Source organism: Planctomyces sp. SH-PL62 (genome assembly GCF_001610895.1).
GTDB lineage: Bacteria > Planctomycetota > Planctomycetia > Isosphaerales > Isosphaeraceae > Paludisphaera.
Genome location: NZ_CP011273.1, coordinates 1,635,050 through 1,661,331 on the forward strand (window position 1 = coordinate 1,635,050; position 26,282 = coordinate 1,661,331).

The 26,282-nt window shown below is 68.7% G+C and carries 20 protein-coding genes and 2 pseudogenes; 7 read left to right on the top strand and 15 right to left on the bottom strand.

What is annotated here, in order from left to right:
* The first annotated feature begins 313 nt into the window (after nucleotides 1–313).
* The 6 genes and pseudogenes from VT85_RS06335 (at nucleotide 314) to VT85_RS06360 (ending at nucleotide 9,895) form a co-directional block, all read left to right on the top strand.
* Nucleotides 314–1,390 (top strand): DUF1559 domain-containing protein, encoded by a 1,077-nt coding sequence (locus VT85_RS06335; RefSeq protein ID WP_068412140.1) that lies wholly within the window; start codon nucleotides 314–316, stop codon nucleotides 1,388–1,390.
* 64 nt (nucleotides 1,391–1,454) lie between these two features.
* Entirely contained in the window at nucleotides 1,455–1,694 is a 240-nt protein-coding gene (locus VT85_RS06340) for a hypothetical protein (protein WP_068412142.1), read from the top strand.
* Between the two features lie 92 nt (nucleotides 1,695–1,786).
* Nucleotides 1,787–3,445 (top strand): kelch repeat-containing protein, encoded by a 1,659-nt coding sequence (locus VT85_RS06345; protein WP_068421505.1) that lies wholly within the window; start codon nucleotides 1,787–1,789, stop codon nucleotides 3,443–3,445.
* A 261-nt stretch (nucleotides 3,446–3,706) separates the two neighbouring features.
* Nucleotides 3,707–6,999, top strand: a pseudogene (locus tag VT85_RS06350) (DUF2309 domain-containing protein).
* Complete coding sequence (locus VT85_RS06355; protein WP_231871465.1) at nucleotides 6,996–8,408, top strand: proton-conducting transporter membrane subunit; 1,413 nt, start codon at nucleotides 6,996–6,998, stop codon at nucleotides 8,406–8,408. The pseudogene VT85_RS06350 and the gene VT85_RS06355 overlap by 4 nt, the downstream one beginning before the upstream one ends.
* On the top strand, nucleotides 8,405–9,895 hold the full coding sequence (locus tag VT85_RS06360; protein WP_068412145.1) for a proton-conducting transporter membrane subunit: 1,491 nt from the start codon (nucleotides 8,405–8,407) through the stop codon (nucleotides 9,893–9,895). Before VT85_RS06355 ends, VT85_RS06360 begins: the two co-directional genes overlap by 4 nt.
* Here VT85_RS06360 and VT85_RS06365 read toward each other — a convergent pair.
* The 11 genes and pseudogenes from VT85_RS06365 to VT85_RS06410 all read right to left on the bottom strand — a co-directional run bounded on the left by VT85_RS06365 (nucleotide 9,847) and on the right by VT85_RS06410 (nucleotide 19,766).
* Nucleotides 9,847–10,734 carry a carbonic anhydrase gene (locus tag VT85_RS06365; RefSeq protein ID WP_068412148.1) on the bottom strand — a complete coding sequence of 296 codons (888 nt, stop codon included), beginning with the start codon at nucleotides 10,732–10,734 and terminating at the stop codon, nucleotides 9,847–9,849. The two genes, VT85_RS06360 and VT85_RS06365, sit on opposite strands and share 49 nt — an antisense overlap.
* Nucleotides 10,735–10,903: 169 nt before the next feature.
* Nucleotides 10,904–11,836, bottom strand: a complete 933-nt coding sequence (gene prmC, locus VT85_RS06370) for a peptide chain release factor N(5)-glutamine methyltransferase (protein WP_197491129.1) — start codon at nucleotides 11,834–11,836, stop codon at nucleotides 10,904–10,906.
* A 31-nt stretch (nucleotides 11,837–11,867) separates the two neighbouring features.
* Nucleotides 11,868–12,935, bottom strand: coding sequence for a peptide chain release factor 1 (gene prfA / locus VT85_RS06375; RefSeq protein ID WP_082858398.1), 1,068 nt, complete (start codon nucleotides 12,933–12,935; stop codon nucleotides 11,868–11,870).
* Between the two features lie 135 nt (nucleotides 12,936–13,070).
* On the bottom strand, nucleotides 13,071–13,331 hold the full coding sequence (gene rpmE, locus VT85_RS06380) for a 50S ribosomal protein L31 (RefSeq protein ID WP_068412163.1): 261 nt from the start codon (nucleotides 13,329–13,331) through the stop codon (nucleotides 13,071–13,073).
* A gap of 101 nt (nucleotides 13,332–13,432) precedes the next feature.
* Nucleotides 13,433–13,969, bottom strand: coding sequence for a TlpA family protein disulfide reductase (locus VT85_RS06385; RefSeq protein WP_068412166.1), 537 nt, complete (start codon nucleotides 13,967–13,969; stop codon nucleotides 13,433–13,435).
* A 148-nt stretch (nucleotides 13,970–14,117) separates the two neighbouring features.
* Nucleotides 14,118–14,732: a thioredoxin family protein gene (locus VT85_RS06390; RefSeq protein ID WP_068412169.1), complete on the bottom strand. Its 615-nt coding sequence runs from the start codon at nucleotides 14,730–14,732 to the stop codon at nucleotides 14,118–14,120.
* Between the two features lie 350 nt (nucleotides 14,733–15,082).
* Nucleotides 15,083–15,841, bottom strand: coding sequence for a ThuA domain-containing protein (locus VT85_RS06395; RefSeq protein ID WP_068412171.1), 759 nt, complete (start codon nucleotides 15,839–15,841; stop codon nucleotides 15,083–15,085).
* A gap of 307 nt (nucleotides 15,842–16,148) precedes the next feature.
* Complete coding sequence (locus tag VT85_RS06400; protein ID WP_068412173.1) at nucleotides 16,149–16,859, bottom strand: hypothetical protein; 711 nt, start codon at nucleotides 16,857–16,859, stop codon at nucleotides 16,149–16,151.
* 244 nt (nucleotides 16,860–17,103) lie between these two features.
* Nucleotides 17,104–17,436 (bottom strand): annotated as a pseudogene (locus VT85_RS29950) (DUF2752 domain-containing protein); the annotation flags it as partial.
* A gap of 51 nt (nucleotides 17,437–17,487) precedes the next feature.
* Nucleotides 17,488–18,153 (bottom strand): lysophospholipid acyltransferase family protein, encoded by a 666-nt coding sequence (locus tag VT85_RS06405; RefSeq protein ID WP_068412180.1) that lies wholly within the window; start codon nucleotides 18,151–18,153, stop codon nucleotides 17,488–17,490.
* 218 nt (nucleotides 18,154–18,371) lie between these two features.
* Nucleotides 18,372–19,766: an RNA polymerase sigma factor gene (locus VT85_RS06410; protein ID WP_068412183.1), complete on the bottom strand. Its 1,395-nt coding sequence runs from the start codon at nucleotides 19,764–19,766 to the stop codon at nucleotides 18,372–18,374.
* 6 nt (nucleotides 19,767–19,772) lie between these two features.
* Between VT85_RS06410 and VT85_RS28975 the strand changes: the two genes are divergently transcribed.
* Nucleotides 19,773–19,913 (top strand): hypothetical protein, encoded by a 141-nt coding sequence (locus VT85_RS28975; protein ID WP_231871551.1) that lies wholly within the window; start codon nucleotides 19,773–19,775, stop codon nucleotides 19,911–19,913.
* Nucleotides 19,914–20,093: 180 nt separating this feature from the next.
* Here the strand turns inward: VT85_RS28975 and VT85_RS06415 are convergent, their stop codons facing one another.
* The 4 genes from VT85_RS06415 to VT85_RS06430 form a co-directional block, all read right to left on the bottom strand.
* On the bottom strand, nucleotides 20,094–21,041 hold the full coding sequence (locus VT85_RS06415; RefSeq protein ID WP_068412186.1) for an ABC transporter permease: 948 nt from the start codon (nucleotides 21,039–21,041) through the stop codon (nucleotides 20,094–20,096).
* Nucleotides 21,042–21,078: 37 nt separating this feature from the next.
* Entirely contained in the window at nucleotides 21,079–22,545 is a 1,467-nt protein-coding gene (locus tag VT85_RS06420; RefSeq protein ID WP_068412188.1) for a sugar ABC transporter ATP-binding protein, read from the bottom strand.
* Nucleotides 22,546–22,610: 65 nt separating this feature from the next.
* Nucleotides 22,611–25,172, bottom strand: coding sequence for an endopeptidase La (gene lon, locus VT85_RS06425; RefSeq protein WP_082858402.1), 2,562 nt, complete (start codon nucleotides 25,170–25,172; stop codon nucleotides 22,611–22,613).
* Nucleotides 25,173–25,383: 211 nt separating this feature from the next.
* Entirely contained in the window at nucleotides 25,384–26,172 is a 789-nt protein-coding gene (locus VT85_RS06430; RefSeq protein WP_068412191.1) for a site-2 protease family protein, read from the bottom strand.
* Between the last annotated feature and the right edge of the window lie 110 nt (nucleotides 26,173–26,282).

The following is a 26,282-nucleotide window of genomic DNA, read 5'->3' on the forward strand; positions in this document are numbered from 1 at the left end:
CATCCTTCCCGCTCACGCTGACGGGAGGCCGATCACCCACCCGATTCAGTCTGCAAATTTCTAAAACGCACTTCTTGACAAGCCATTTCCGCACGGCTACATTTCGGCACTGAGACTGAATCTCAATCGCACCGACTTTATGGCGAGCTCCTGATACCTCATCCCATCGACTGAAGGTGGGCCTTCGGCGGGGAGGACCCGCTCAAGGAGAGCCGAGCGTTTCGGCTGAGTTTTCGGCGACCCGCCTGCCGGCGGACGCCGTCGCATGAAGTGGCGTCCCAACACGAATCCAGGCGCTGGAGTTTGCTCCAAGATGAAGAGTTCCCGTCGCGAACGCGGTTTCACGTTGATCGAGCTGCTGGTCGTCATCGCGATCATCGCGGTGCTGATCGCCCTGCTCTTGCCCGCCGTCCAATCGGCGCGCGAGGCCGCGCGACGGATCCAGTGCACGAACAACCTGAAGCAGCTCGGCCTGGCGTTGCACAACTATGTGGACTCGCACAACGCGCTCCCGCCGGCCGCCCAGGGGGGGATGTTCCAGGCCTACATGAATTACACGGGCTATAGCTTCCTGCTGCCGTACATCGAGCAAACCAACGGTTACAACCTGTTCAACTTCAGCCTGGGCCAGTACTCCGGCGGGCTGAGCTATCAGGGCTGGTCGGAGTGGGGAAACAGCACCGCGTTCGGCCTGCAGCTCGGGATGTTCCTCTGCCCGTCGAACCGGGCGACGGGCGAGGTCGGCGCCACGGCGAGCGTCGGATGGACGGTCCCCAGGGCGGCGGTGACGGACTACCTGTTCAACGGCGGGGCCGGTCGGTACGTCGCCAAGGGTTTCGGCGAGACGAACCGGATGGGCCCGTTCGGCATCGACACCGCCACGAGGCTCGCCGAGATCCAGGACGGTACGAGCAACACGTTCCTGATGGGCGAGGCCGCCGGCGGCAGCCAGCGGAACAAGTTCTACGCCTCCGGGACGACGAACCGCGTCTGCATGCCGCTGGCGACGTACAACACGGCGGGGCCGGTCTACTACGACAACCTGATGTTCATGGCCTACGGCCGGTCCCGAACCTGGAACGACGGCACGGCGACCGCGCGGATCATCGGCGGTCTCGTGGCCCGGACCGTCGACTCCGTGGGTAACGCCTACGCGGTGAACGACTGCGCCTCGGAGTCCTACACCGACGTCTTCGAGCCCGCCCCCGGCCTTCCTTTCCCGACCTCCGCCCAGAAGCTCCCCAACTTCCGATCGGCCCACCCCGGGACCACGAACTTCCTGTTCGGCGACGGGACCGTCCGGAACGTGAAGGATTCGATCGCCCCGACCGTCTACCAGGCCCTTTCCACGATGGGCGGCGGCGAGGTCGTCTCGTCCGACGCGCTTTGACCTCGGCCCGACTCCCGCGACGATCCGCGAGGCTCGTCCACCCAGCCCCCAGGAGAGAGGGACGTTGAAGTTCTCCACGCGTTTGATGCCGACCGTGAGCTCGATCGTCCTCGGCTGGGCGGCGGGCGCGGCGACGGGATGCGGCGGCGCCGCTCCCTCGCCGACCAGCCCCGTCGTCGCGGCCGACTCGGAAGCGGGCCGCAAGGCCCGAGCCGAGGACGACGCCGATCGTCTGCTTCGCAAGAAGATGGAGGCCAGGGCGGCCTCCCGCAAGAAGAACCTCAAAATCCCCGAGGAGGGCTGAATCGGCCGAACGCCGCAGCCCGCCCCGACGCACGATCCGCCGTCCCCATGTTCCCAAACCACCCGCCTTTCAGCCTTAGAGAGTTCCTCCTGATGACATTCGTCCGCTCCCGCACGTTCCTCCTGGCCGTCGCTTTCGCGACCGTCGTCCCCCAGGCCGCTCAGGCCCACTTCATCTGGCTCAGGGCCGAGCCGGGCGCGAAGCGCGGCGAAACCACGATCCAGGGGTTCTTCAACGAAGATCCCGAGCCCGACGCCAGGTTCGTCAAGTACGTCCGCGAGCTTCGCCTGACCGTCGACGGCCAGGTCGTCCCGTCCAAGGCGACCGAGGCCGCTCGCGAGGCGACCTGGGAGGGCAAGCCTCCCGTCCTGGTCGACGCCGAGCGCGACCTGGGCGTCATGGCCAAGGGGGGCGCTTCGTACCGCCTCTACTACACCGCGAGGGCGCAGACCGAAGCCGTGGGCGAGAAGGTCAAGGAAGCCGGCGACAAGCTTCGCGTACGACTGGTCGCGACCGACCCCGCGCCCGTCCTCGAGGTCCTCTACAACGGCGAGCCGGCCGCCAACGCCCGGGTCAAGCTCTATCCGACCGAAGGTGAGTCGACCGAGGTCACGACGGACGAGCAGGGGAGGGCCTCCGTCGAAGGACTGGCCGAAGGCCGAACCGCGATCTGGGCGAACCACGTCGATCCCGCCGGCGGCGAGGTGGACGGCAAGGCGTACACCGAGACCCGCTATTACGCCACGCTCACCTTCACGGCGGCCGCGACGCTCCTGGGCGGCAAGACCCCGCTCGAAACGACCACGATCGCCAACATCCCCGACCCGGCCGTGAACAGCTTCGGCGGCGCGGTGCTCGGCAAGTGGCTCTACATCTACGGCGGCCACGTCGGCAAGACCCACAGCTACGACGTCGGCACGACCGCCCGCCACTTCCGGCGACTCGACCTCGAGGACGGCAAGACCTGGGAAGAACTGCCGATGGAGCAGGACCTGCAAGGCCTGGCCCTGGTCACCGACGGTCTGTCCCTCTACCGGATCGGCGGCATGGTCGCGAAGAACCAGGCCGGCGAGGAGCACGACCTCCACTCGGTCGCCGACTTCGGGAAATTCGATCCCGAGACGAAGACCTGGACGGCCCTTGCGCCGCTCCCCACCCCGCGTTCGACGCACGACGCCGTGGTGATCGGCCGGACGATCTACGCCGTGGGCGGCTGGCACATGAAGGGCGCCGACGAGGAGTCTGAGTTCCTGAACGACGCCGCCGCGTTCGACCTGGACGCGCCGGACGCGGGCTGGAAGACGATCCCCCAGCCGTTCCAGCGTCGGGCCCTCTCCGTGGCCGGTCATGACGGAAAGCTCTACGTCCTCGGCGGGCTGGTCGGCGGCGGCATGACGGTCGACCGCCGGGTCGACGTCTACGATCCCGCCACCGGCACGTGGTCGCAGGGTCCTGATCTGCCGGGCGGCGGCCGCACAGAAGGTTTCGGGACGTCGGCGTTCGAGGTCGCGGGTCGGGTCGTCTACAGCGGCGCCTCGGGGCGAATCTTCCGCCTCAACGAGGCCGGTGACGCCTGGGAAGCCGTCGGCTCGTGGGCGCTCCCGCGCCTGACGCATCGCCTGCTGCCGGGCCTCAACGACACGATCCTGGCCGTCGGCGGCAACGCCCGGGGGGCCGCCCAGACGCCGGTCATCGAAGCCGTCCACATCGAGGCCCCGCACCCCGCCGCGGCCGTCTCCGCGAGCCGCTGATCCGACCTCGCCCCCGAGCCGAACACCCGGGCGCGGCCGTCGTTGGAAAACGTCCGCCGCGCGCGGCGTCGTTCCTTACTGGATTGACACCGAGGCCGCTTGCACTAAAATCTCTTCATCGACCCGCGTCGACGTGACACGTCCTCACTCCTCTTCCAGGATGTCTCCGTCGCCGCCCGACGTCCGGAAGGGCTACCATTCGCCCCGGTCGCGACGTCCGCACCTGTCCGACGTTGGGCGGTGTCCGGCATCCTCGTCTTCGTGCCGGGAGTCGTCACACGCCATGTCGTCGAGACGTCCGCACGCGAACGGCTCGAAGCGGTCGTTCGGGGAGAGATCCCCGAAAGTCCTCCGCGGACGCCCCGCGTCTCCGGTCGGGCGACCACCTCGCGCATCCGGAGTCGACCTCCCTTGAGCCACTCCCACGTCGAGGCCCCTGACGTCACCACCCGGTCCGAGGGCGAGCCCCCGCTCGAAGCGATCAACGGCTGGATCGAACATGCGGCCCACTACCTGCCGTCCCAAGGGCCGATCTCGGTCTTCGTCCATCACAACACGCTGCACGCCTTCGAGGACGAGCCGTTCGGCCGCGCGGTCATCCAGGCGAAGGCGATGTTCGGCAGCGAGCCTTATCTGAGCGAGGAGCATTTCCGCCGCGAGCTGGCGCGAGGCCGTATCCTCCAGGAAGATCTCGCCTGGGCGCTGATGGAAGAACTCGGTGACGAGGCCGACCGGCTGATCGGGTTCATGGGGACCCGCTACCATCTGCGACTGGCGATGCTCGAACACCCGCTCCGCCTGGGGACCGACGCCGAACTCCGCTGGGTGATCGCCGAGACCGACGCGCTGCACCGTTTCCGCTCGGAGACCCCCCCCGAGGTCCGCCAGCGACTCGTCGACCAGAACCGCCGATGGATCATGCGCGAGTACGCCGGCGGGCGCGAGGCGCCGGGCCGATCGGGGCGCGACGTCGTCGACGCGCTCCTCGCATCGCGCGAGTACCGAGGCTCTCGCGTCGAGCAATGGTCCGCCGCGACGTGGGAGGCCTTCACGCTCACGCTGCTCTGGCGGATCTGCCATCTCGGCGCTCACGGCGTCCGACCGTCCGGGGCCGTACCGCCGGCTCCGATCCGCCATCGCGACCACGTGCTGGCGGCCTCCGGCTACGACACGGACCTGAGCGTCCATGAAGTCCTGATCCGCTTCACCGGGCCCTTCCTGGATCAAGGGTTTGCGGCCTGGGAACTGCCGGGCCGCGACGCCGGATACTTCCGGGCTTTCCTCGACCTCAATCGCGACGCCCGGCCGATGGCCGAGTGGCTGCGCCCGCTCCCCGCCGAGCTGCGACGGATCGAGGCGGCCGGGCTCTCCCCGCTGGCGTCGATCGCCGAGTCGCTCAGGCTCCTGGGCGTGTCGGCCGCCGAGGCCCCGAAGTATATCCAGAGCACCTTGCTCGCGCTCCGGGGATGGGCGGGGGTCGTCTGGCAGATGGAGACGAACGCCGAGTGGGCCGCCCGTCCCGCACCTCCGGGGACGCTGGTCGAGTATCTCGCCGTCCGGCTCATCCTGGAGCGGCTGGCCGTCGGCTGGGCCGCGGAAGATTTCCTGGGTCGACGCGTCCCCTTGAACGAGATGCGACGGGTCCTCGCCTCCAGCCATCCCAAACCCCCGCGGACGAGCGTGGATCGTCGCGCCTATCTGCTGTTCCAGCTCGCGCAGGTGCGCGGTTGGGGCCCGATGGAACTGGCGAGGCTGTCCAAGAGCGAGTGGTCTCGGCTGGTGACCGAAATCGAGTCGTTCGACGGCCTCGAACGACGGCGGGTGTATCAACTCGCTTACGAACGACGGTACCAGGTCCAGGCCCTTCGGGCCCTGCTCGCCCACCATCCGACGCCGCGAGGCGACGCCGACGGCCCGGCGAGATTCCAGGTGGTCTGCTGCCTCGACGAGCGCGAGGAGTCGCTGCGCCGCCATTTGGAGGAAGTCGAGCCGCGCTGCGAGACCTTCGGGATGGCCGGATTCTTCGGCGTGGCGATGTACTATCGAGGCGTGGCCGAGGCCCAGTTCCGCCCGCTCTGCCCGGTCAACGTGAAGCCGAAAATCTTCGTCTGCGAGGAGCCGATCCGCTCGCTCACCGGGGCCAGCCGCTTCCAGCAGTCCCTGCGTCGCGGCCTGGGGAGCCTGGCGTATCGCATCCACATGGGTTCGCGGACGTTCCTCGGCGGCATCGTCACGGGCCTGCTCGGAGCCTTCGCCGCGGTGCCGCTGCTGACGCGGGTCCTGCTGCCGCGAGAGACGGCGCGGGCTCGCCGGCTCTTGAACCGGATCGTGACGCCGCAGTTGACCCAGCTCCGGCTGGAGCGAGGTTCGCCCGAGCCGGGGCCCGAGAACGGCCATCTCGGTTACAGCGTCGCCGAGATGGCCGACATCGTCGGCGGCGGGCTCCGCGCGATCGGCCTGACCGACCCCGGCCTCTTCTCCCCCCTGATCCTGATCCTGGGCCACGGCTCGTCGAGCCTGAACAACCCCCAGGGGGCGGCCTACGACTGCGGCGCCTGCGGCGGATCGCGGGGGGGCCGAACGCCCGGGCCTTCGCCCAGATGGCCAACGACCCGCGAGTGCGGGCGGCCCTGGAAAGGGACGGGACGACGATCCCCGACCACGCCTATTTCGTCGGCGGGTTCCACAACACCTGCGACGACTCGATCGGCTGGTTCGAGCTCGACCGGCTCCCGGTCACGCATGAAGACCTTTTCAACGAGGCGTTCGCCGCCCTTGACGTGGCGCGAAAGCGCAACGCGCACGAGCGCTGCCGGCGGTTCGAGTCGGCGCCGCTGTCGCAGACGTTCGAGGAGGCGATCCGACACGTCGAGGGGAGGGCGGGGGACCTGTCGCAGACCCGCCCCGAGCTAGGCCACGCGACCAACGCCCTGTGCATCGTCGGCCGGCGCGAACGCACCCGGGGCCTCTTCCTCGACCGCCGCGCCTTCCTGACCTCGTACGACGCCGCGAGGGACGACGAGGAGGACAACATCCTCGCCGGGCTGCTCCGCGCGGTCTTCCCGGTCTGCGGCGGCATCAACCTCGAATACTACTTCTCCCGGGTCGACCCGGCCGGCTACGGCTGCGGGACCAAGCTCCCGCACAACATCACCGCGCTGCTGGGCGTCATGGACGGCCCGGCGAGCGACCTCCGGCCCGGCCTACCGTGGCAGATGGTCGAACTCCACGAGCCGATCCGAATCCTGATCGTCGTGGAGACGACGCCCGAGCGGCTGGCCCGCGTGCTGGAAGCCGACGCGATGATGACCCGAATGGTCCGCAACGGCTGGGTCCACATCGCGACGCTGGACCCGGAACGCGCCGTGGTCCACCTCCACCGCGGCGACGGATTCTCCCGTTACGAGGGGCCGACCCACGATCTCCCCCGAGCCGAATCGTCGCTCGACTGGTATCGCGGCTGGCGGGACCATCTGGGTTTCGCCTCGATCGCACCGACCTCGCCGTCCCCCGCCTCGTCGGCCCCCCACGCGGGGCAGGAGCCCCGATCGTGAACGAATGGGTCGCTCGACTTTTCGGGCTGGGGGCCGTCGGCGCCCCCTTGCTGTTACTGGCGGTCTTTGGCCTGTCGACCTTCTTCACGACGCGGTTGGGCGAGAAGACGATGGCGAGGTGGACGGCCGCCTGCGTCTCCTTCGGCCTCTTCTCGGTCGTCGGCATGTTGCTGGCGATGCTCTGGACCGGCGACCGCGAGGTGCAGGTGGAGGTCGGCGACTGGGTGGCCCTCCCGTCCGAACACTTCCACTTCCGCGTGAAATTCCTGTTCGACCGGCTGTCCGTGCCGTTCGCCGCCTTGACGTTCATCCTGGTGGGGGTGACCGGGAGCTTCGCCAACCGTTACCTCCACCGAGAGCCGGGCTACCGGCGGTTCTTTTTGTACTTCGCGGTCTTCCTGCTCGGCATGGTGGTGGCCTCGCTGGCGGGGACGATCGAGACGCTGTTCATGGGCTGGGAGCTGGTCGGGCTCGCCTCGGCGCTGCTGGTGGCGTTCTTCCACGAGCGGGCGGCGCCGGTGTTCAACGCCCAGCGGATCTGGACGGTCTACCGGTTCTCGGACGCAGCGTTCCTGATCGCGGCGCTGACGCTCCACCGCCTTTCGGGGGGCGGGGACTTCGCCGCCCTGACCGGCTCCGGCCCGTGGCCGGGATCGGAGGCGGCGATCGCACCCGCCGCGGCGCTGGGGGTGGGCCTGCTGCTGTTGATCGCGGCCGCCGGGAAGTCGGCCCTGGTCCCGTTCTCGGGCTGGCTCCCTCGCGCGATGGAGGGGCCGACGCCGTCGAGCGCGGTCTTCTACGGCGCCCTCTCGGTCCACCTCGGGACCTACTTGCTGCTCCGGGTCGATCCGATCCTGAAGGCTTCGCCGCCGCTCTGCGCATGCGTCGTCCTGATCGGGGCGGCTTCGGCGGTGTTCGGCGTGGTGGCGGGCCGGGTGCAGACCGACGTCAAGACGGCCCTGGCGTATGCGTCGCTGACGCAGGTGGGGATCATCACGGCCGAGATCGGCCTGGGCTTCCGCTACCTGGCGCTGGTGCACATCATCGGCCACGCGTGCCAGCGGACCCTCCAGTTCCTCCGCTCCCCCTCGCTGCTGCACGATTATCACATGCTGGAAAACGCCCTCGGCGGTCCGATCCCTCGCGCGCCGAGCTTCACCGAGCGGCGACTGCCGTCCGAGGCGCGGAGGCGGCTCTACCGAGTCGGACTCGAACGAGGGCGGCTTGACGCGGCGCTCGACCGATTCATCGTCCGTCCCTTCGTCCTCAGCTTCCGCTGGTGCGACCGGATGGAGGCCCGCTGGACGGGCTTCCTCGCCGGGCGACGCGACCGCCCGCACGACCACGACCCCCGCCGCCGACACGACCCCGTCGCCCTCACGCCGCCGGCCGGAGAGGACCACTCATGAGCTCGATGCGACTCCCGTGGCTGGAGCTGGCGATCCTCCTCCCCGCGCTCGGTTCGATCTGGGTGAGGTTCCGACGCGACCCGCTGGTCGCCCGCGAGCACGCCCTGGCGATCGGCGGTTTAACGCTGCTCGCCACGATCGCCGCCTGGGTCGATTTTGAACTCCTGGGGCCCCGAGACGCCCCGGGCTGCCGTCCCTTCCCGGGGTTCGGGCCGAGCTGGGCATGGCTGGCGATCGACGCGCTCAACGCCCCCCTGATGCCCCTCGGCGCGCTGATCCACCTGCTGACGATCCTGGCCACCCTGCGCACCAAGGTCCGGGAATTCTCGCTCCCGCGCACCCTGATCACCGAGTCGATCCTGATGGCGATCTTCGCCGCCTCGACCCCCTGGGGACTGGTGGTCCTGATGGCTATCTCGACGCTCCCACGCTACATGGAGCTGGTCGCGAACCGGCAGCCGAGCCGCGTCTACCTGATCCACATGGCCCTGTTCATCACGCTCATGATCTTGGGCCAGTGGGGAGTGTCGAACGCGGCGGCGGGCGGGACTCCGCCACATTGGGCGATACTCTTGCTTACCCTGGCGATGCTCGTGCGGTGCGGCGTCGTCCCGTTCCATTGCTGGATGACCGACCTGTTCGAGCACGCGACGTTCGGCACGGCCCTGCTGTTCGTGACGCCTTTGACGGCGGCGTTCGGCGTGACCCGCCTGGTGTTGCCGATCGCGCCGACGTGGGACCTGTGGATCATCTCGATGATGTCGCTGATCACGGCCCTCTACGCCGGCGGCATGGCCTTGGTCCAGCGCGACGCGAGGCGGTTCTTCTGCTACGTCTTCCTCAGTTGCTCCTCGCTCGTCCTGGTGGGGATCGAGACTGCCACGCCGATCGGCCTGACGGGGTCGCTGAGCCTCTGGCTGTCGGTCTCGATCTCGCTGACCGGCTTCGGGCTGGTCCTCCGCTGCGTCGAGGCGCGGGTGGGGCGGATCGCGCTGACGGAGTTCCTGGGGCTGTACGATGAAATCCCGACGATGGCCGGGCTCTTCCTGCTGACCGGGCTGGCGAGCGTCGGGTTTCCGGGGACGGCCGGTTTCATCAGCATCGAGATGATCGTCGAGGCCGCCTTCCGGACGATGCCGGTGGTGGGGCCGCTCATCGTGATCGTCGCGGCCCTCAACGGACTGGCGGTCACCCAGGCGTACTTCCGCATCTTCGCCGGGAAGGCGGAATCCTCGTCGATCGACCTGAGGATCCGGCGGCCGGAGCGGATCGCCGTGGTGGTCACGTCGCTCCTGATCCTCGCGGGCGGCCTCTTCCCCCAGTGGGGGGTCAAGAGCCGATACGACGCGGCGCTCCAACTGCTCGCGCGGCGGTCGCAAGGCCCGGAGGCCGTCGCCGGGCCCCGACGGAGCCCGGACGACGCGTTGACCGTGCGGACTCAGCCCTCGCGAGGGGGCGAAGCGGGCTTCGCCCCAGGCTTCAGATAAGTCGCGATCTCCCTCGCCAGCGCGGCCATCTCCTGCGGGTGCTTCGGGGCTGGCGCGAGATTCACGTGGTCGGCGGCCGGCTCGTAGGCGTAGGTCGGCATGCAGACCTGATAGGTCCGCACGTCGTAGACGCCGAACAGGACCTCGATCCCCTCACGCCGGTCAGCCTCGACCTCCTGCCGGATCGCGAACGCCGAATGGGCGGCGTTCATGCAGACGGCCGCCTCGATCAGGGCGTCGCGATAGCCGGGCTGCGAGGCCGCGTCCGGCCCCCAGACCTCGCGGATGATGTTGTCCGACTCCCGGACGGCCACGAAAATCCGCTGGAAGATCAGCCGAAGGTTCGGCGAGTACGACTCGGACCAGAACTCGCCGGGATTCAGGTACGCGTTCACCGCCCCCTTGACCGCGCCGCAGTTCGTGTGGCCGAGCACGACGATCACGCGGACGCTGTCGCTCAGCGCCCGGACCGTGAAGTCGATGCTCCCCAGGACCACGTCGCTCAGGACGTTGCCCGCGTTCCGGACCACGAACAGGTCGTTGAATCCCTGGCCGAACAGCATCTCGGTCGGCACCCGCGCGTCGGAACAGCCCAGCACCAGGGCGAACGGCTTCTGGGTGGGGAATTCCGTGGGATCGAGCGAGAAGATCGAGCTCAGCCCGCCGCAGGGGATGACGAACTGCTCGTGCGTGCCCGGGGGCGAGGCCCGGCACGTCCTCATCCATTCCGAAAAGACGCGGTTGCCGCGCTGGAGCGCTTCCCGCGCCTCCTCGCTCGAGCTCGGTTGCTGGTCGTCCTGATTCCCGGCTTTCTCGTAGCGGAACGTGTAATCGATCATGCGGCTCTCCCTGGGATCTTCGATCTCGAAACGTCGGCCGCACGCCTCGAAAGGCGCGGAGGCCGACGTCCATTCATGGGGAAAACCCGTCGGGCGTCAAGAAAAACGAGGTGAAAATATCTCCATGATTCTTTCCTCATGCGCCGCCGCGGCGCGGGCTCGTCGCATCTCAAACGGCGCGTGCGGCCTGGATGACGCGAGGATGGCCCTGCAGGTCGCGAACCGTGGGCAGGATCTGGAACTCGCGATGGCGCGAGAGGAGGGCCCGGACGTCCTCCTCCTGGCCCGCGCCGATCTCCAGGATCAGCCGCCCTCCCGGCTTGAGCAGCGGGATCGCCTGGGCGGCGAGGCGTTCGAAGAGGTCCAGGCCCTCGGGGCCGCCGTCGAGGGCGAGATGGGGCTCGTAGTCGCGGACGCCGGGTTCCAGGCCCGCCAGGTCGCCGGTCGGGATGTACGGGGGATTGGAGAGGATCACGTCGAACGGCGGCCGATCCGTCACGGGGCCGAGCAGGTCGCCCTGGAGGAACTCGACCCGATCCCCGACGCCGTGTCGTTCCGCGTTCTTGCGGGCCACCGCGAGGGCCTCCGCCGAGACGTCGATCGCCGTGAACCGGACGGTGGCGTGGTGCCGGGCGCAGGAGACGGCCAGGCAGCCCGACCCGGTCCCGACGTCCGCCGCGACCGGCGATTCAAGCCCCTTGGCCGCTTCGAGGAATCCGAGGACGACGTATTCCGTCTCGGGGCGGGGGATCAGGACGGCCGGCGTCACGTCGAAGCGGAGCGAGTAGAACTCCTTGCGGCCGACCAGGTAGGCGACGGGCGCCCCCTCGGACCGACGCTTGACGAGGTCGCGATATCGGCCGCGGGCCGCCTCGCCGACGAGGTCGTCGTAGTGCGTGTAGAGCTGCACCCGTTCATAGTCCAGGACGTGGGCGAGCATGACCTCGGCGTCGAGGCGAGGGCTGTCGGCACCTCGCTTCTTGAGATAGTCGGCGGTCCAGGCGATGAGCCGGCCGATCGTCCAGTCGGCGTCCGTCCGGGCGGTCGGCGTCGCGGGCGGAGCCTCTCCAGCCGGTACGGGGTTTTGGGTGTCGGGCCGCATGCCCCCCTCTTTCCGTGGCGTGAGGACCGTTTCAGAAGTCGCCCAGTTGCTCGCGACGGTCGTGATCGACCAGCGCCTTGAGCAGCCCCGTCAGGTCGCCCTGAATCACCTGGTCAAGATTGTAGAGCGTCAGCCCGATCCGGTGGTCGGTCACGCGGTTCTGGGGGAAGTTGTAGGTCCGGATCCGCTGGGAGCGATCTCCCGAGCCGATCAGGGAGCGACGCGCCTGGTCGCGCTGCGACCGCGTCCGCTCCTGGAGCAGATCGTAGATGCGCGAGCGGAGGACGCGGAACGCCTTGGCCTTGTTCTTGTGCTGGCTCCGCTCGTCGCGGCAGTTGACGACGATCCCGGTGGGGAGATGCGTGAGCCGGACGCCGCTCTCGGTCTTGTTCTGGTGCTGGCCGCCCGGCCCGCCGGAGCACATCACGTCGATGCGGACGTCCTCGTTGCGGATGTCGATCTCGACGTCCTCGGGCTCGGGGAGCACGGCGACGGTCGCGGCCGAGGTGTGGATGCGGCCCTGGGTCTCGGTCTGCGGCACCCTCTGGACGCGATGGCCGCCGCTCTCGAACTGGAGGAGGCGGAAGGCCCCCTCGCCGGTGACGCTGAACGAGACTTCGCGGAAGCCGGCCAGCTCGGTCGCTTCCATGTCCAGAAGCTCGAATTTCCAGCCCATCGAGTCGGAGAACCGACGATACATCTCGTAGAGATCGCGGGCGAAGAGGGCCGCCTCGTCGCCGCCGGCGCCCGCCCGGATCTCCATGATGAGCGCCGCGTGGTCAGCCCCGGATTCGCGATCGTAGAGGATGTCGCGGAGCTGTTCGGCGTCGGCCTCGCGGCGATCGCGGAGGACGGCGGCTTCCCCCTCGACGTACGCGCGCATGGCGGCGTCGGCCTCGGCGTCGATCAGGACCTCGGCCTCGGCAATCTGCTTGCCGAGATCGAGGTAGCGGCCGTAGAGGGTCGCCGTCTTGGCGATCTTGCCGCGCTCCCGGGAGAGGGCGGTGACGCGCGCGGAGTCGGCGGCGACGGCCGGGTCGAGCAGGGCCTGCTCGATCTCAAGGAAGCGTCGATAGTCCGCCTGCAGCTTCTCGAACACGGAGGGGGGACCTGCCAGGAGCCGGGGACCTAGGGGGCCGTCGCGACGCGTGCGTCTTCCAGATCAAGCGAAACGGCCCGGCGGGGAGGTGGAACCGTCCCGCGGGCCGTGATTCGCGAGATCCAGGGGCGGGGCCTAGGCCTTGGCGGGCTCGGCGGCCTCGACGGCGGCGGGCTCGGCCGCCTTCTTCTTGCCGTAGGTGCCCTGGAACTTCTTGTTGAACTTGTCGACCCGTCCGGCGGCGTCGACGAACTTCACCGACCCGGTGAAGAACGGGTGGCACTTCGAGCAGACTTCCACAGCGATCTTCGGCTTGGTGCTGCGGGTCTGGAACGAGTTGCCGCAGCCGCACGTGACCGTGGAGTCGACGTAATTGGGATGGATGCCGTCTTTCATCGCCGTCTATTTTCTCGGTTGAGAGTGGCGACCGAGCCCAATCTCGCGCAGGCCCCGGCCGAAGTCGTCATCTTATCACATCAGGGAGGCGGGTCCCAAGGTCATTTCGGGGCGGCCAGGCGGGCGGCGACTTCCTTCTCGACCTGCTCATAGGTGAATTGGTCGTTGGGGTCGTCCATGGTGAACCGCTTGATCTCCTTGCCGTCGGGCCCGTAAAGGAAGACGGCCGGAATGGCGCCAATGTCGAGCTTGTCGAAGCCGTCGCCGAAATTTTCCTTGAGCAGGACGTTCGTGAACGTCGCCTGCTTCTCGCGGAGGAACTTCTCGGCCTCGGCGACGGCCTTCTCGTCCTCGGAGTCGTCGAGCGAGAGCGAGACGACGGCCAGGCCTTGCGGGGCGAACTTCCGGTGCATCTCCACGAGGTGCGGGAAGTTCTCCTTGCAGGGGCCGCAGGTCGTGGCCCAGGCGTCGACCAGGGTGTACCGGGCGTCCTTGGGGGAGGCCAGGTGTTCCTGGAATTGGGCCCAGGTGAGTTGGCGAAGCGAGACGGGGTCGGTCTTGGGGTCGTCGGCGCGTCCCGGGGCCGCGATCAGGCCGGCCAGGACGACCGCGGCGACAATGGCGGACTTGCGGATCATGGTCGTCGATTCCTGGGTTGGGTCGGCCCGGCGGAAACAGGGCCCGGGGAAGCGAATCGAGCCGCCGGACGATCAGTCCGACGGCCCGAGGTGGTCTCACGGAGTCGCCTCGGCCCGGCGGCCGAGGCGATCGTTCGAGGCGATCCGATCAGTTGTTGTACTTGACGCCGCAGCCCTTGGCGCGGGTCTCTTCGACCGCCGGGGCCTTGCCGGCGAGCAGGGCGTCGACGGCGTCCTTGACGTAGTGCTTGGTGACCTTGGCCTCGTCGGCGTTGTCGTCGAAGGCGCCCAGGTAGCGGATCGTGCGATCCTTGTCGAGGACGAAGAAGTACGGGGTCTTCGTGGCGCCGTAGGCCCGGCCGACGGCCTGGCTCTCGTCGTACCCGTAGTCGTAGTTGATCTTCTTGTCGTTCTTGTCGGTGACCCGCTTCAGGATGGCGGGAAGCTTGTCTTCCTCGATGTCGTTGACGCAGAGGCCGACGACGCGGACGCCCTTGTCCTTGTACTCGCTGGTGAACTCGTTGAGCCGGTCCTCGCAGCCGACGACGGCGGGGCAGTGGTTCGCCAGGAAGACCAGGACGACCACGTCTTCCTTCACGTCGGACAGGGTGAGGCTGGTCTGCTCGCCGCCGGGCGTGTAGGCCGGGATGCCCGAGAAGACCGGGGCCTTGTCGCCCGGCTTCACGACCTTGTTGTAGTTCTCGCCCGCGAAGGCCGGGGTCGCGATGGCCAGGGCGGCCAGGCTCAGGAGGACTTTCCGCATCGATGCTGACTCCGTCTGAGGTTTGAGGTCTGGGCCGGTAGTCGAAGGAGCGACTCCCTCGCCCACAGGACGAACCACCGATCGGTCCATGCAAGGCCCGCCGTCCAACGACGGGCCCCCGGAACGTTCAGCTTTCAGAAGAAAGCGTTGTAGCTGGTCTCCGCGGCCTGTCATACCGCGCGATCTCGAAAGCTTCGACCCATGCGGGCGGTCTGCATCCGTCGCCATGTTCCACGGCGACGATCGCATGATTATAAGTGGAGCCTCGGACCAGTCAACAACCCAGGCCTGGCGTCGACCATCCCGCGCGCAGGGCGATCTCACCCATGCTCGGTCGCGCCTGGGGCCGGTCAGGGCCGTCGCGCGCCCCAGAAGACGGCGTTGGTGATGGAGAGCTTCACCGAGGGGTGATACAGCACGGGGAAGGATTCCGAGCCGGTGCGCAGGTAGACGATGCGGCCCTTGCCGACGGTCCAGGTCATCCCGCTGCGCATGGTCTCGCCGCGTTCCCAGGAGGAGACGAACACGACGGTCTCCGGCTGCGGCACGGCGAACGGTTCGGAGAACATATCGGTCTTGGGGATGGTGAACGGGGCCACGCCGGCGGCGATGGGGTGTTCCGGCGCCTTCACGGCGACGAATTCGGGCCGGCCGTCCTCGCGCCAGCTGCCGGGCTCGCACGGCATGCTGTCCATCAGGAGCCGGAACGGCTTGCTGCCGCACGAGGCGTAGAGGGCCACCAGGCCGAGTTTCCCCTCGCGGACGCGGCCGGCGACGGCCTGGGCCCGAGCGTCGGGGACCTCGTCATGTCGGGTGCGGCCCCACCACACCAGCACGTCGGTGGCGTCGAGGGCGCCGTCGGCGAGCCCCGCCTCGGGTTCGTCGAGCCGCGCCCGGGACACCAGGAGGCCCGGCTGACGCGACAGCGAGTCGACCAGGGCGACGTCGACTCCGTCGGGATACGCCGACGGCGACGTCTCTCCCTCGCACCAGACCCGCACCCGGACGGGGGCGACCGTCTGGGCGATCGCCGGAGCGTCGCCGAGCGAGACGGCCAGGAAGGCGGCCGGGACGAGCGTGCGCATGAGCGATCGGCGATCGAAGTTCACGGTAGTTCTCCTGGATCGGGGTGGGTTCCAGGTCTCGGGCGGGTGGGTGGGTGGCGGGGCGGGACCGGGCCGGTTCAGGGGGCCGACGACGTCAGGGACGGTTCGGCGGTCGTCGGCGGGGCAAGTCCAAAAATCGCCTTCTCCAACGGTTTCTATCGTACGTGACGGCCGGGGGCCTCCACAATGCATTCCCGACGAAGTTCCGAGAGTTTTCCGATTGAACCGATGCGAACGGGCCGGGACGCCCCGCCGCGATCGGCGGGGGCCCGGCCCGGAATGGTCCGCAAGTCGGCTCGACGGGCCGGGGTCAGCGGCCGTTGAAGCGGACGTCCTGGATGACGTCCCCCTGGGAGTGCTCGATGAAGTGCCAGGAGCATTCGTCGGCGACGACCTGGAGCAGCTTGTTCTTGAAGGTGGACTCGCCCACGCCGGAGTCCATCGGGATCGGGCCGCGGATCGGGAAGGTGGTCTCCTGGTAGTCGTCGTAGATCGACTCCGACTCCTTGGGCTGGTCGGTGATCGGCTTCCCCTTGCTGTTCTTGGGGTGGGCCAGTTCGAACGCCTGGATGTGGACCTTCGCCGAGCCTTCGAGGACGTTCAGGCTCCCGGGATGCCGGGTCTGGAACATCTCGATCTCCAGGACGATGACCACGTCGGCCTCGAAGTCACGGGCGGCCTCGGAGGGGTCGGACCACTTGGGATGGCCCTGGATCCAGTCTCCCACGCGCTCGTTGTCGACGGTCGTGATCTTCTTGTTCTTCTTGAGGTTGCCGATGAACTGCCGCGCCAGGTCGCGCTCAAGCCCGGGGAAGCGTCCCAGGGTGGCGTCGTCGGCGGCGGTGAGCACGACGACCTTCTTCCCCTTCAGGGACGGTCCCGGGGCCGGAATCGTGGGCTCGAAGGGCTGGAGGAAGTAGAAGATCGTGCGCGGGTCGCATCCCGCAAGGCTCACAAGCAGGCTCAGGGCCACCGCGGTGGTGGCGAGACGTCGCATCCTCGTCATCGTACGGGGGGTCATCCTTCGCCCCCTCCTTCCTTGGTTCGGGCGTGGGCGGAACCGGGCCGATGGCCGGCGCCGCGCCGGCGGGGGCCAGGTGGGCCGGGCCGTCAAGAAATCGCTTCAACCAGAATGCGGAACCTACCAGGACGATCACGAACAGCAGGCCCACCAGCGGCTCCCCCGGCGATCGGAAGCCCAGCGGCTTCCGCGTCCATACGGCCAGGAGCAGCCAGACGATCAACGGCCCCGCGAGCAGGCCCACGAGCGCGCCCGCCGGGTTCGCCCTCCAGGCCCGATCCAGGCGCCCCCTCGCCGCGTGCGCCACGGCCGTCGTCGCCCCGCAGGTGGGGCAGGGACGGCCCGTCGCGATCAGGAAGGAGCAGGGAGCGAGCCCGAGTTGCTCGTGCGAGCCGTACCCGCGAGGGTCCGGCTCCAGCGAACGGGCGACCGCCAGCATGATTCCCAGACCGACCGCCAGGCCCGCCAGGAGCCACCGGACCGTCTGCGAGATCGGAGGCCGATTCAGAGGGGGTTCGTGCATCGCAGGGGAGACCGGGGAGCCTGTCGAGACGCCGGCCGTCGGGACGCGAATCATCCGAAATGCCGACGCAACGTACCGACCCTGCCGATTCCTGGCAACCCCGGATCAGAGCTTCTCGACCCACGCCTCGGCCTCGACCATGGCCCCTTGCATCCGACGCTCGATCTCCAGGCGTCCGGCCTCCAGGGCCTCGCGATCGGCGTCGGGGGGGATGAACACCGGCGCGGGGACGACGGCCGCGGCCTGGGAACCGGGCTTGGGGATGCAGAAGCGATCCCAGCTCCTGGCCCGCCAGGAGTCCTTGAACGCCATCCCCGCCCCCACGACCGGCAGCCCCGTCCGGCTGGCGAGGTAGGCGATCCCCTGATGGACGTGCCGCCTCGGGCCGCGAGGGCCGTCGGGCGTCACGCACAGATTGCCGTCGTCGATCCGCTCGGTCATCTCGCGGAGCGCCCGCGCGCCGCCTCGCGTCGTCGAGCCCCGGACCACGCCGAAGCCCAGCCGCTTGACGACCTGAGTGATCATCTCGCCGTCGCGATGGTCGCTGATGAGGATGTTCATCGTCGGCCAGTTCCAGTAGTAGGCCGGGAAGAGCATCACCTCGTGGAAGAAGGCGTAGATGTAGCGCCGGCCCGTCCGACGCGCGACCTCGGGATCGACCATCGGATCTTCATAACGGAAGTGGAAATCCCAGGTCCGGCCCAATCGGCGGACCACCCGAGAGCCGACGCATCCAATGGCCTGGATGAGGAGCGGATGCTGGATCTTCATGCCCGCCTCGCCTTCCTTCCCTGGAAGTGAACCGCCCTCGACGGTCGGAAGTCGACGCACCGGGGGCGCGAGCGGAGCCTATGCGAAAGCCGCGAACGACGCCAGACCAGCTCGACCCGCCCTCGTGCGGCCCCTGAGCCCCCTCGGCGAGTCGCGATCGAATCGGTCGGGATCGCCAAAGCGGACGAGGGCCGACCGATCGGGGGTACGTCCGTCGGTCAGGATTTCGGCGGCTTGAACTCGAACCGCTCGCGCGGGATCTCGACGTCCAGTCGGGGTCGGAACGTGGTCGTGGTCTCGACCGTGGCACCCGGGAACTGCATTTTCGTGACGAGCTTCCTCACCAGCGAGGTCGACCTGTCGATCCAGTACGTCTCGACGTCTCCCGAAAGGTTCTTGCCCTCGACCTTCCGGCAGGAGGACTCGTCGACCACCTCCTCGCCTGCGAACCGGGGGTCTTTCAGGACCCTCAGCGGGTACGTCGGGACCGCCTCGGGCATCAAGAGGGAAGGGATAAGCGTGGACGTCCCGCCCGATATCCCCGACGCGCCGCCGAGCGCCATCTGCAACGTCTCTTCCTGGACCTTGGGCCGGAGGGTCCACCAGTGCTTCGAGCTTTCGGGGGCGGCGTCGCTCCAGACGACGAAGCGGTCCATCTCGCCGTCGCCGTCGCCGGTGCGTTGAGAGAACTCGAAGTAGAACAGGTTCGGGCGTAGGAAGCGGGTGGAGAAGGGCTTCTTCACCGTTCGCTTGCCCGACGGCGAGGTGAACACGGCCGTCGACTCGCCCTCGTCCTCGTACGATTTCGCCCCAGCATATGTTTTTTGGACTTCGGCGAGGAGCCGCCCCGGGGTGTCGGCCTCCAGGACCTTGGGTTCGTCCCTCCCCGCCGCGACCACGAGCTCCTGGGCGATGCCGGATGAAAGGGCCGTCGCACCCACGCCGATGATCGCCAACGAGGCGAGGGCGGCCACGAATCGGAGTCGGTGCCAGAACATGGCTGTCAGGACTCCTCTCGCCAGCACGGAAACGTTCCCCACAAGCGCGGGTCCGTCGGGACTCGCCATCCGAATCACGGCGCGGGCGGTGGAGGCCGCCAGAGCGCTGGGGACCGCCGCGGTAGCCGCCTGCGACGGCGACCACGCCGCCGAGACCCCCGTCGAGAGCGCCAGGCCGCGACGGAGCATCCGCCGCCGCAACCGATCGCGTCCCCGCGAGAGCCGGCTGCCGACCGTCCCCACCGCGCACCCGAGACGTCGAGCGGCCTCCGCGTGGGCCACGCCGCCGAGGTCGCAGAGCACCAGCACCTCGCGATATCGCTCCGGAAGCCTGGCGATCTCTTCATCCAGGGCGGCGAGCATTTCGCTTCGCTCAGACGCGACCTCCGGGGCCGCCACCCTCTCGAATTCACCGTCTCCGTGGATTGGACGACGGATCAGTGACTTCCTCACCCTCAACGCGACCTTGCGACTGACTCCGTAGAGCCAACGGCCCAGAGATGCCTCGACGCGAATCGTGGCGGCCTTCCGAACGAGTATCAGGAATGTCGCCTGGAAGGCGTCGGCCGCGAGATGGGGGTCGTCCAGGATCCGGAGACAGACCCCCCAGACCATCGGGCCGTGGCGTCGGACAAGAACCTCGAACGCCGCTTCAGCCTGCGCACCCCCACCATGCACGAACAGATCGAGGAGTCGATCGTCGGAGAAGCCGCCGACCGCCCCCATGCCGAACAGCATTCCCGCGTCGTCGACCGCCGCTGACGGATATCTCTCGCTCATGGGCATTTCTCGCGCTCGGGAGAAGGAAGCGAGATGACGCGGTCGCCCGAGAAGTCGAGCGGCGTCGGCCGACCACCGCGATCAGCCACCCATTCCATGCAGGCTCGCAGGATTTCTTTCCCCGTATTTTCCAGGAAAGTCGAGATCCCGCCTCGAACCGGCTCAGCCCCGCTCGTTGCGGCGGGCGAGGGCGTCGGCGGCGGCGAAGGTGAGGATCACCAGCCCGGTGACGAACGTCCGGTACTCCTCCGGGAACCCGCTCATCGTGATCTGCGTGCGCAGCGCCTGGAGCAGCAGGCAGCCCGCCGCCGCCCCCAGCACGCTCCCCCGACCCCCCTGGAGGGAGACGCCGCCGACGACGCACGCGGCGATCGAGTCGAACTCGTAGCCGGTGGCGGTGTCGGGCTTCGCGACCCGCAGCCAGCCCAGGAAGAGGACCGTCGCAAGGCCGGTGGCCAGGCCGCTGAGCGCGAACGTCCAGGTCTTGAGCCGGACCGTCCGCACCCCCGCCAGCCGCGCCGCGTCCGCGTTGCCGCCGAGCGCGTAGACGTGCTGGCCGAAGACCGTCCGCCGCAGGACGATCCACGCCGCGAGCATGGCCGCCAGGAAGATCAGGCCGCGATAGGGGATGTACGTCGATCCCAGCTCGAAGCCCGAGTCGACGGCCTGGAAGACGCGGATGTTCGCGATCGGCCGGCCCCCGAGCGCGATGAACGCGGCCCCCCGAAAAATCAGCAGCGTGCTCAACGTCGTCACGAACGGGTTGGTCCGGACCACCGAGACGAAAAAACCGTTGATCGAGCCGAGCAGCAGCCCGACCGCGAGCGCCCCGGCGACGCACGCGGGCCCCGACCACCCCCACTGCGCGAGGTGGCCGACGGTCGCCGCGGTGAGGGCGAGCATCGCCCCCTGCGAGAGATCGAACCCGCCGCCGACCAGCACGAACGCCTGGCCGATCGCCAGCACGCCGACGATGCTCGCCTGCGTCAGGATGCTGGTCAGGGTGCCGGGCGTGAAGAACCGTTCGGTCCGCAGCATCAGGACCAGGGCGCCCCCGATCAGGAGGATCTGGGGGAGGCGGCTGAGGACGGATCGTAGCGGGAGCGGCATGACGGATTCCCTGGGGCTTCGATTCGAGCGGGCCGGTTCAGCCCTCGACCATGGCGGCGACGACGGCGTGCTCCGTGAGCGCGGGTGGTCCGAGGACCTTCGCGACCTTCCCCGCGCGGAGCACGAGGCAGCGGTCGGCCAGCCGGATCATCTCCTGCGTGTCGGCCGTGATCAGGAGGACGCTCCGGCCCGAATCGGCCAGCTCGTCGATCCAGCGGTGGATCGCCTCGCGGGTCTTCACGTCGATCCCCCGCGTCGGCTCGTTGAGGATGAACAGTTCCGGGCTCCTCGCCGCCCAACGCGCCAGCAAGACCTTCTGCTGATTGCCGCCCGAGAGGGTCAGCACGGGCTGGGAGAGTCTCGACGCGGCGACCTCGAACTTACGGCGCCAGGTCTCCGCCAGCTCGCGACGGCGACGTCCATTGATCCATCCCCAGCGGGCCAGGTCGGGATAGCTGGCGATCGTGAGGTTCTCCAGGATCCCCTGAGTCGAGATCAACCCCTCACCCCGGCGGTCGGCGGGGACCATCGCGATCCCCCGTCGGGCCGCCTCGACCGGGTGGCGGGGCCGGAAAGGGCGGCCCTGCCAGACGACCTCGCCCGCCGTCGGCCGCGACGTGCCGAAGAGGATGGAGGCCAGCTCCTCGTGCCCCGCGCCGGCGAGCCCGGTGAGGCCGACGACCTCCCCCGGCGCGACGGTCACGTCCAGGCCCCGGAGCGTCTTCCCGACGGCTCCCGTCACCCGCAGCCGAGGCTCGCCGGCCGGCCTGCGGGGCGATCGCTCGCGCACGTCGACGGCCTCGCCGACCATGTGCGCGACGACCTCCCCGAGCGTCACCTCCGAAGCCCGCCACGTCCCGGCCCGCGAGCCGTCGCGAAGGACGGTGATCCGGTCGGAGATCGCGAAGACTTCCTCAAGGTGATGCGAGACGTAGAGCACGGCGATCCCCCGGTCGCGAAGCTCGCGGAGGACGACGAACAGCCGCTCGGTCTCGGCCCTCGAGAGCGCGGCGGTCGGCTCGTCGAGCACCAGGACGCGGACGTCTCGACCCAGGGCCTTGGCGATCTCCACCTGCTGCCGTTGGCCGATCGTCAGCGAGCCGACGCGGGCCTTCGGATCGAGCGCGAATCCCAGTTCGTCCAGGCGTCGGCGGGCCTCGCGGACCATCGCGCGGCGGTCGATCCAGGGGCCGACGCGTGGCTCGGCCCCGAGCGCCAAGTTCTCGGCCACGGTGAACTCGTCGACCAGGCTCAGTTCCTGGTAGATGATCGCGATCCCCTCGGCGATGGCCGCGGCCGGGTTCGAGAACCGAGCGGGGCGGCCCTCGACGACGATCGAGCCCGAATCGGGCCGAATGACCCCGCCGAGGATCTGGATGAGCGTGCTCTTCCCCGCGCCGTTCTCGCCGCAGAGGGCGTGGATCTCCCCGCCCCGCAACTCCAGGTCGACGCCTTTAAGGGCGCGGACGCCGGAGAAGGAGCGGGTCAGGCCGTTCAAGGCCACGCGACGAGGTTCGGGAGAGGATTGCGGCATCGTGAGGCGGAGGCTGGAGGACGTTCGGCTCGGGTTCAGGGGCGACGGCGCGGGGTCTGGCCGGGGAACTCGGCCTCGGGTTCCTCGGCGGCCTTCCCCTTCTTGGCCTTCGCCGTGCCCAGCCGGCCCGACGACGGCTTGACCGGGGCGGGCTTGGACTTCTTGGCCGGCAGGTCGTCGAACAGCCGGGGGAGGACGTCGTCGAGCGTATCCACGAACCGGAAGGTCAGGTCGGCCTTCACCTCGGCGGGCAGTTCCACCAGGTCCTTCTCGTTGTGGCGGGGGAGGAGGATGGTGCGAATCCCCGCGCGGCGGGCCGCGAGCACCTTGTCGCGCACGCCGCCGACGGGGAGCACCCGGCCGGTCAGCGTGACCTCGCCGGTCATCGCCAACTCCATCTTGATCGGGCGATCGCGAAGGAGGCTGATCAGGGCGGAGGCGATCGCGACCCCGGCCGACGGCCCGTCCTTCGGCACCGCCCCGGCGGGGACGTGGATGTGGACGTCGGTCTTGGCCATCTGCGCGGCGTCGAGCCCCAGGGCCTTGGCGTGGCTGCGGAGGTAGCTCATCGCCGCCTGGGCGCTCTCGCGCATGGAATCGCCGAGCAAGCCGGTGAGCATCAGGCCCCCCTTGCCGGGCGTGGCCGAGGCCTCGATGAACAGGATCTCGCCCCCGGTGGGGGTCCAGGCCAGGCCGGTGGCGACCCCCGGGATGCCCGTCCGGTCGGCCAGCTCGCGGAAGTAGCGCGAGGGTCCCAGCAGCTCGGCGACCTGAACCGGGCCGACGGTCACCGCCTTCTTCTTCCCCTCGGCCCGCCTGCGGGCGATCTTCCGGCTGACGGCCGCGACCTCGCGCTCAAGGTTCCGCAGTCCGGCCTCGCGGGTGTAGTCGGAGATGATTTTGCGGATCGCCTGCTCGGTGATCTCCAGGTCCTCGGCGACGAGGCCGTGGGCGTCGAGCTGTTTGGGGATGATGTATTTCTGGGCGATCAGGGTCTTCTCCTCCTCGCTGTAGCCGGGGAGGTTGAGCACCTCCATCCGGTCGAGCAGGGGGGAGGGGATCGAATCCAGGACGTTCGCGGTGGCGATGAACATGACCTTCGAGAGGTCGAAATCCACGTCGAGGTAGTGATCGCGGAACGTCCCGTTCTGCTCGGGGTCGAGGACTTCCAGCAGCGCGGCGGAGGGATCGCCCCGGAAATCGTTGCCCAGCTTGTCCACCTCGTCCAGCATGAAGACGGGGTTGTTCGTACCGGCCTTGCGGATGCCCTGGATCACCCTTCCCGGCATGGCGGCGACGTACGTCCGACGGTGTCCGCGAATCTCGGCCTCGTCGTGCACGCCCCCCAGGCTGACGCGGACGAACTCGCGCCCGAGAGCCTTGGCGATGCTCTTGCCCAGCGACGTCTTGCCGGTCCCCGGCGGGCCCGCGAAGCAGAGGATCGGCCCCTTCATGTCCTGCTTGAGCTTGCGGACCGCGAGGTATTCGAGGATCCGCTCCTTGATCTTCTCCAGGTCGTAGTGGTCCGTGTCGAGGATCTTCCGCGCGCGGCGAAGGTCCAGCCGGTCCTTGCTGGACTTGTCCCAGGGAAGCAGGGCCAGCCAGTCCAGATAGGTCCGGACGATGGAGTACTCGGCGGAGCTTGGGTGCATCCCCACGAGCCGCTCCAGCTCGCGCTCGGCCTCGCGCTGGACCTCCTCGGGCGGGTTGGCCGTCCTGATCCGTTCCCAGAGCTCGGCGACCTCGGGGTTCTCCCCCTCGCCCTCGCCCAGCTCGTCCTGGATGGCCTTGAGCTGCTGGCGGAGGAAGTGGTCGCGCTGGGCCTTGGAGAGTTCGGAGCCGACCTGCTCCTGGATCTTGGTGGAGAGTTCCAGCACCGCGAGTTGGCGGGAGAGGAACTGGGAGAGCCGCTCCAGGCGGAGCCGGACGTTGACCTCGCCGAGCATCATCTGCCGCTCCTCGATGGAGAACGGCAGGCTCGACGCCAGCAGGTCCGCGAGCCTTCCCGGCTCGTGCGTGTTCATCGCCGCGACCTGGAGCTCCTCGGGGATCTGCTGGCTCTGGTCGACCATCCGCTGGAACAGGCGGTTGACGTGGTGGACCAGGGCGTCGACTTCCACCCCCCCCTCGTCGATCTCCTCCAGCGGCTCGACCTCGCCGATCAGGTACGGCTCGGTCTGCACGACGTTCACCAGGCGGGCGCGCGTCTGCCCCTGGCAGACGATCCGGGTGGAACCGTCCGGAAACTTGAGCATCTTCAGGACGGTGCCCACGCAGATCGTCGGGAAAAGGTCGTTCATCCCGGGATCGTCGATCTCGGGATGGAGCTGGCTGGCCAGCCCGACCAGCCGCTCGCCGACCATCACCTCGTCGACCAGTCGGATCCCGCTGGGGCGGTTCACCACCAGGGGCACCACCGTCTGCGGGAACACCAGGTCCGAACGCAACGGCAAGAGAGGCAATCGATTGGAACGTTCCGGAGCCGCGCCCGCGGCGGCCGACTCCTCATGCACCCCGTCCGGACCTTCGCGATCCGTCCCCTCTTCCCGGGCCGCCGGACGCTTCCGTGACGACGGCTTTTTCGTGCGTGCGCCCATGGATTCCTGTTCTGCTCTCGCTCTCAAAGGATGCACCGCGGCCTCGCCCTCGGCTCGATCGGCGGGGACGGACCCGTGAATTGTGGTCCATCGCCTTCGGAAAGGGAAGAGGGCACCCGACGCCCTCCAGGGTTCCGACGTAAATTCTCAACCTGGCGTCACCTACGACGACCAGCCCCGTACGGGCCGAGACACCGTCTCGGACAAACGTTCACTGCCGCCACCAGTCGTCGTCGCGAGACCCGAAAGCCTGCGAGTCGTGCATCGATTGGAGGACCTGGAAATTCAGGAACGCGAAATAGCCCATGAAGACGGCGAGGAACAAATTCCCGGTCCGCACACCCAGGAGCAAGGCGAGCACGCCGGCCGTCAGCAGCGACAGGATGTGGCTCCGGCGCACGCCGTGGCGTCGGTCGACCTGCGACATGACGATCTGCGAGGCCTGGCCGCCGTCGAGCGGCCAGATGGGGAGCAGGTTCACGAGCGTCCAGTACAAGTTGATCTGGAGCAGGTTGAAATAGAGTTCCGCGTTCGTCGAGTTCTGGAGCTTCTGGACCCCGCCCATCACGCTCCCCGGGTCGGGAGTCAGGCCCACCACCATCTTCATGAAGGCCAGGTGCTCGCCCGGCGTCATCCCCAGGGCCAGGCTCGCGACGATCAGGGTCAGGAGGAACAGGAGCAGGCCGGCCGCCGGGCCTCCCAGGATCACCGCCAGCCGCTGCCCCGGGGTGCGTTCGGACCCGGAGTAGCAGAGCCCCCCCAGGCTGTAGAGCACGATCGACGGCGAGCCGCCGAACCGTCGGCCCATCAGGGCGTGGCCGAACTCGTGGACCAGGATCGAGACGAACACGCAGCCGATCCAGAGCGCGACCTTCCCCAGATCGCCGTCGTTCCAGCCGAGCACCGCCGTGACCAGCCAGAACAGCGGGTGGACGCGCACCGGCACGTTCAGGAGCTGGAACCTCAGGTCGTAGGACGTACTCGGCGCGACGCTGCTCATCAGGATCCTCGCAGTTCCCCGTCGCCGGGCGACGGGCCTGGAAGCGGACTTGGGGTCGAGCCTACAATAGTACCGTCGCGCCCGCCCCGTCGGCCAACGGATCGCAGTCG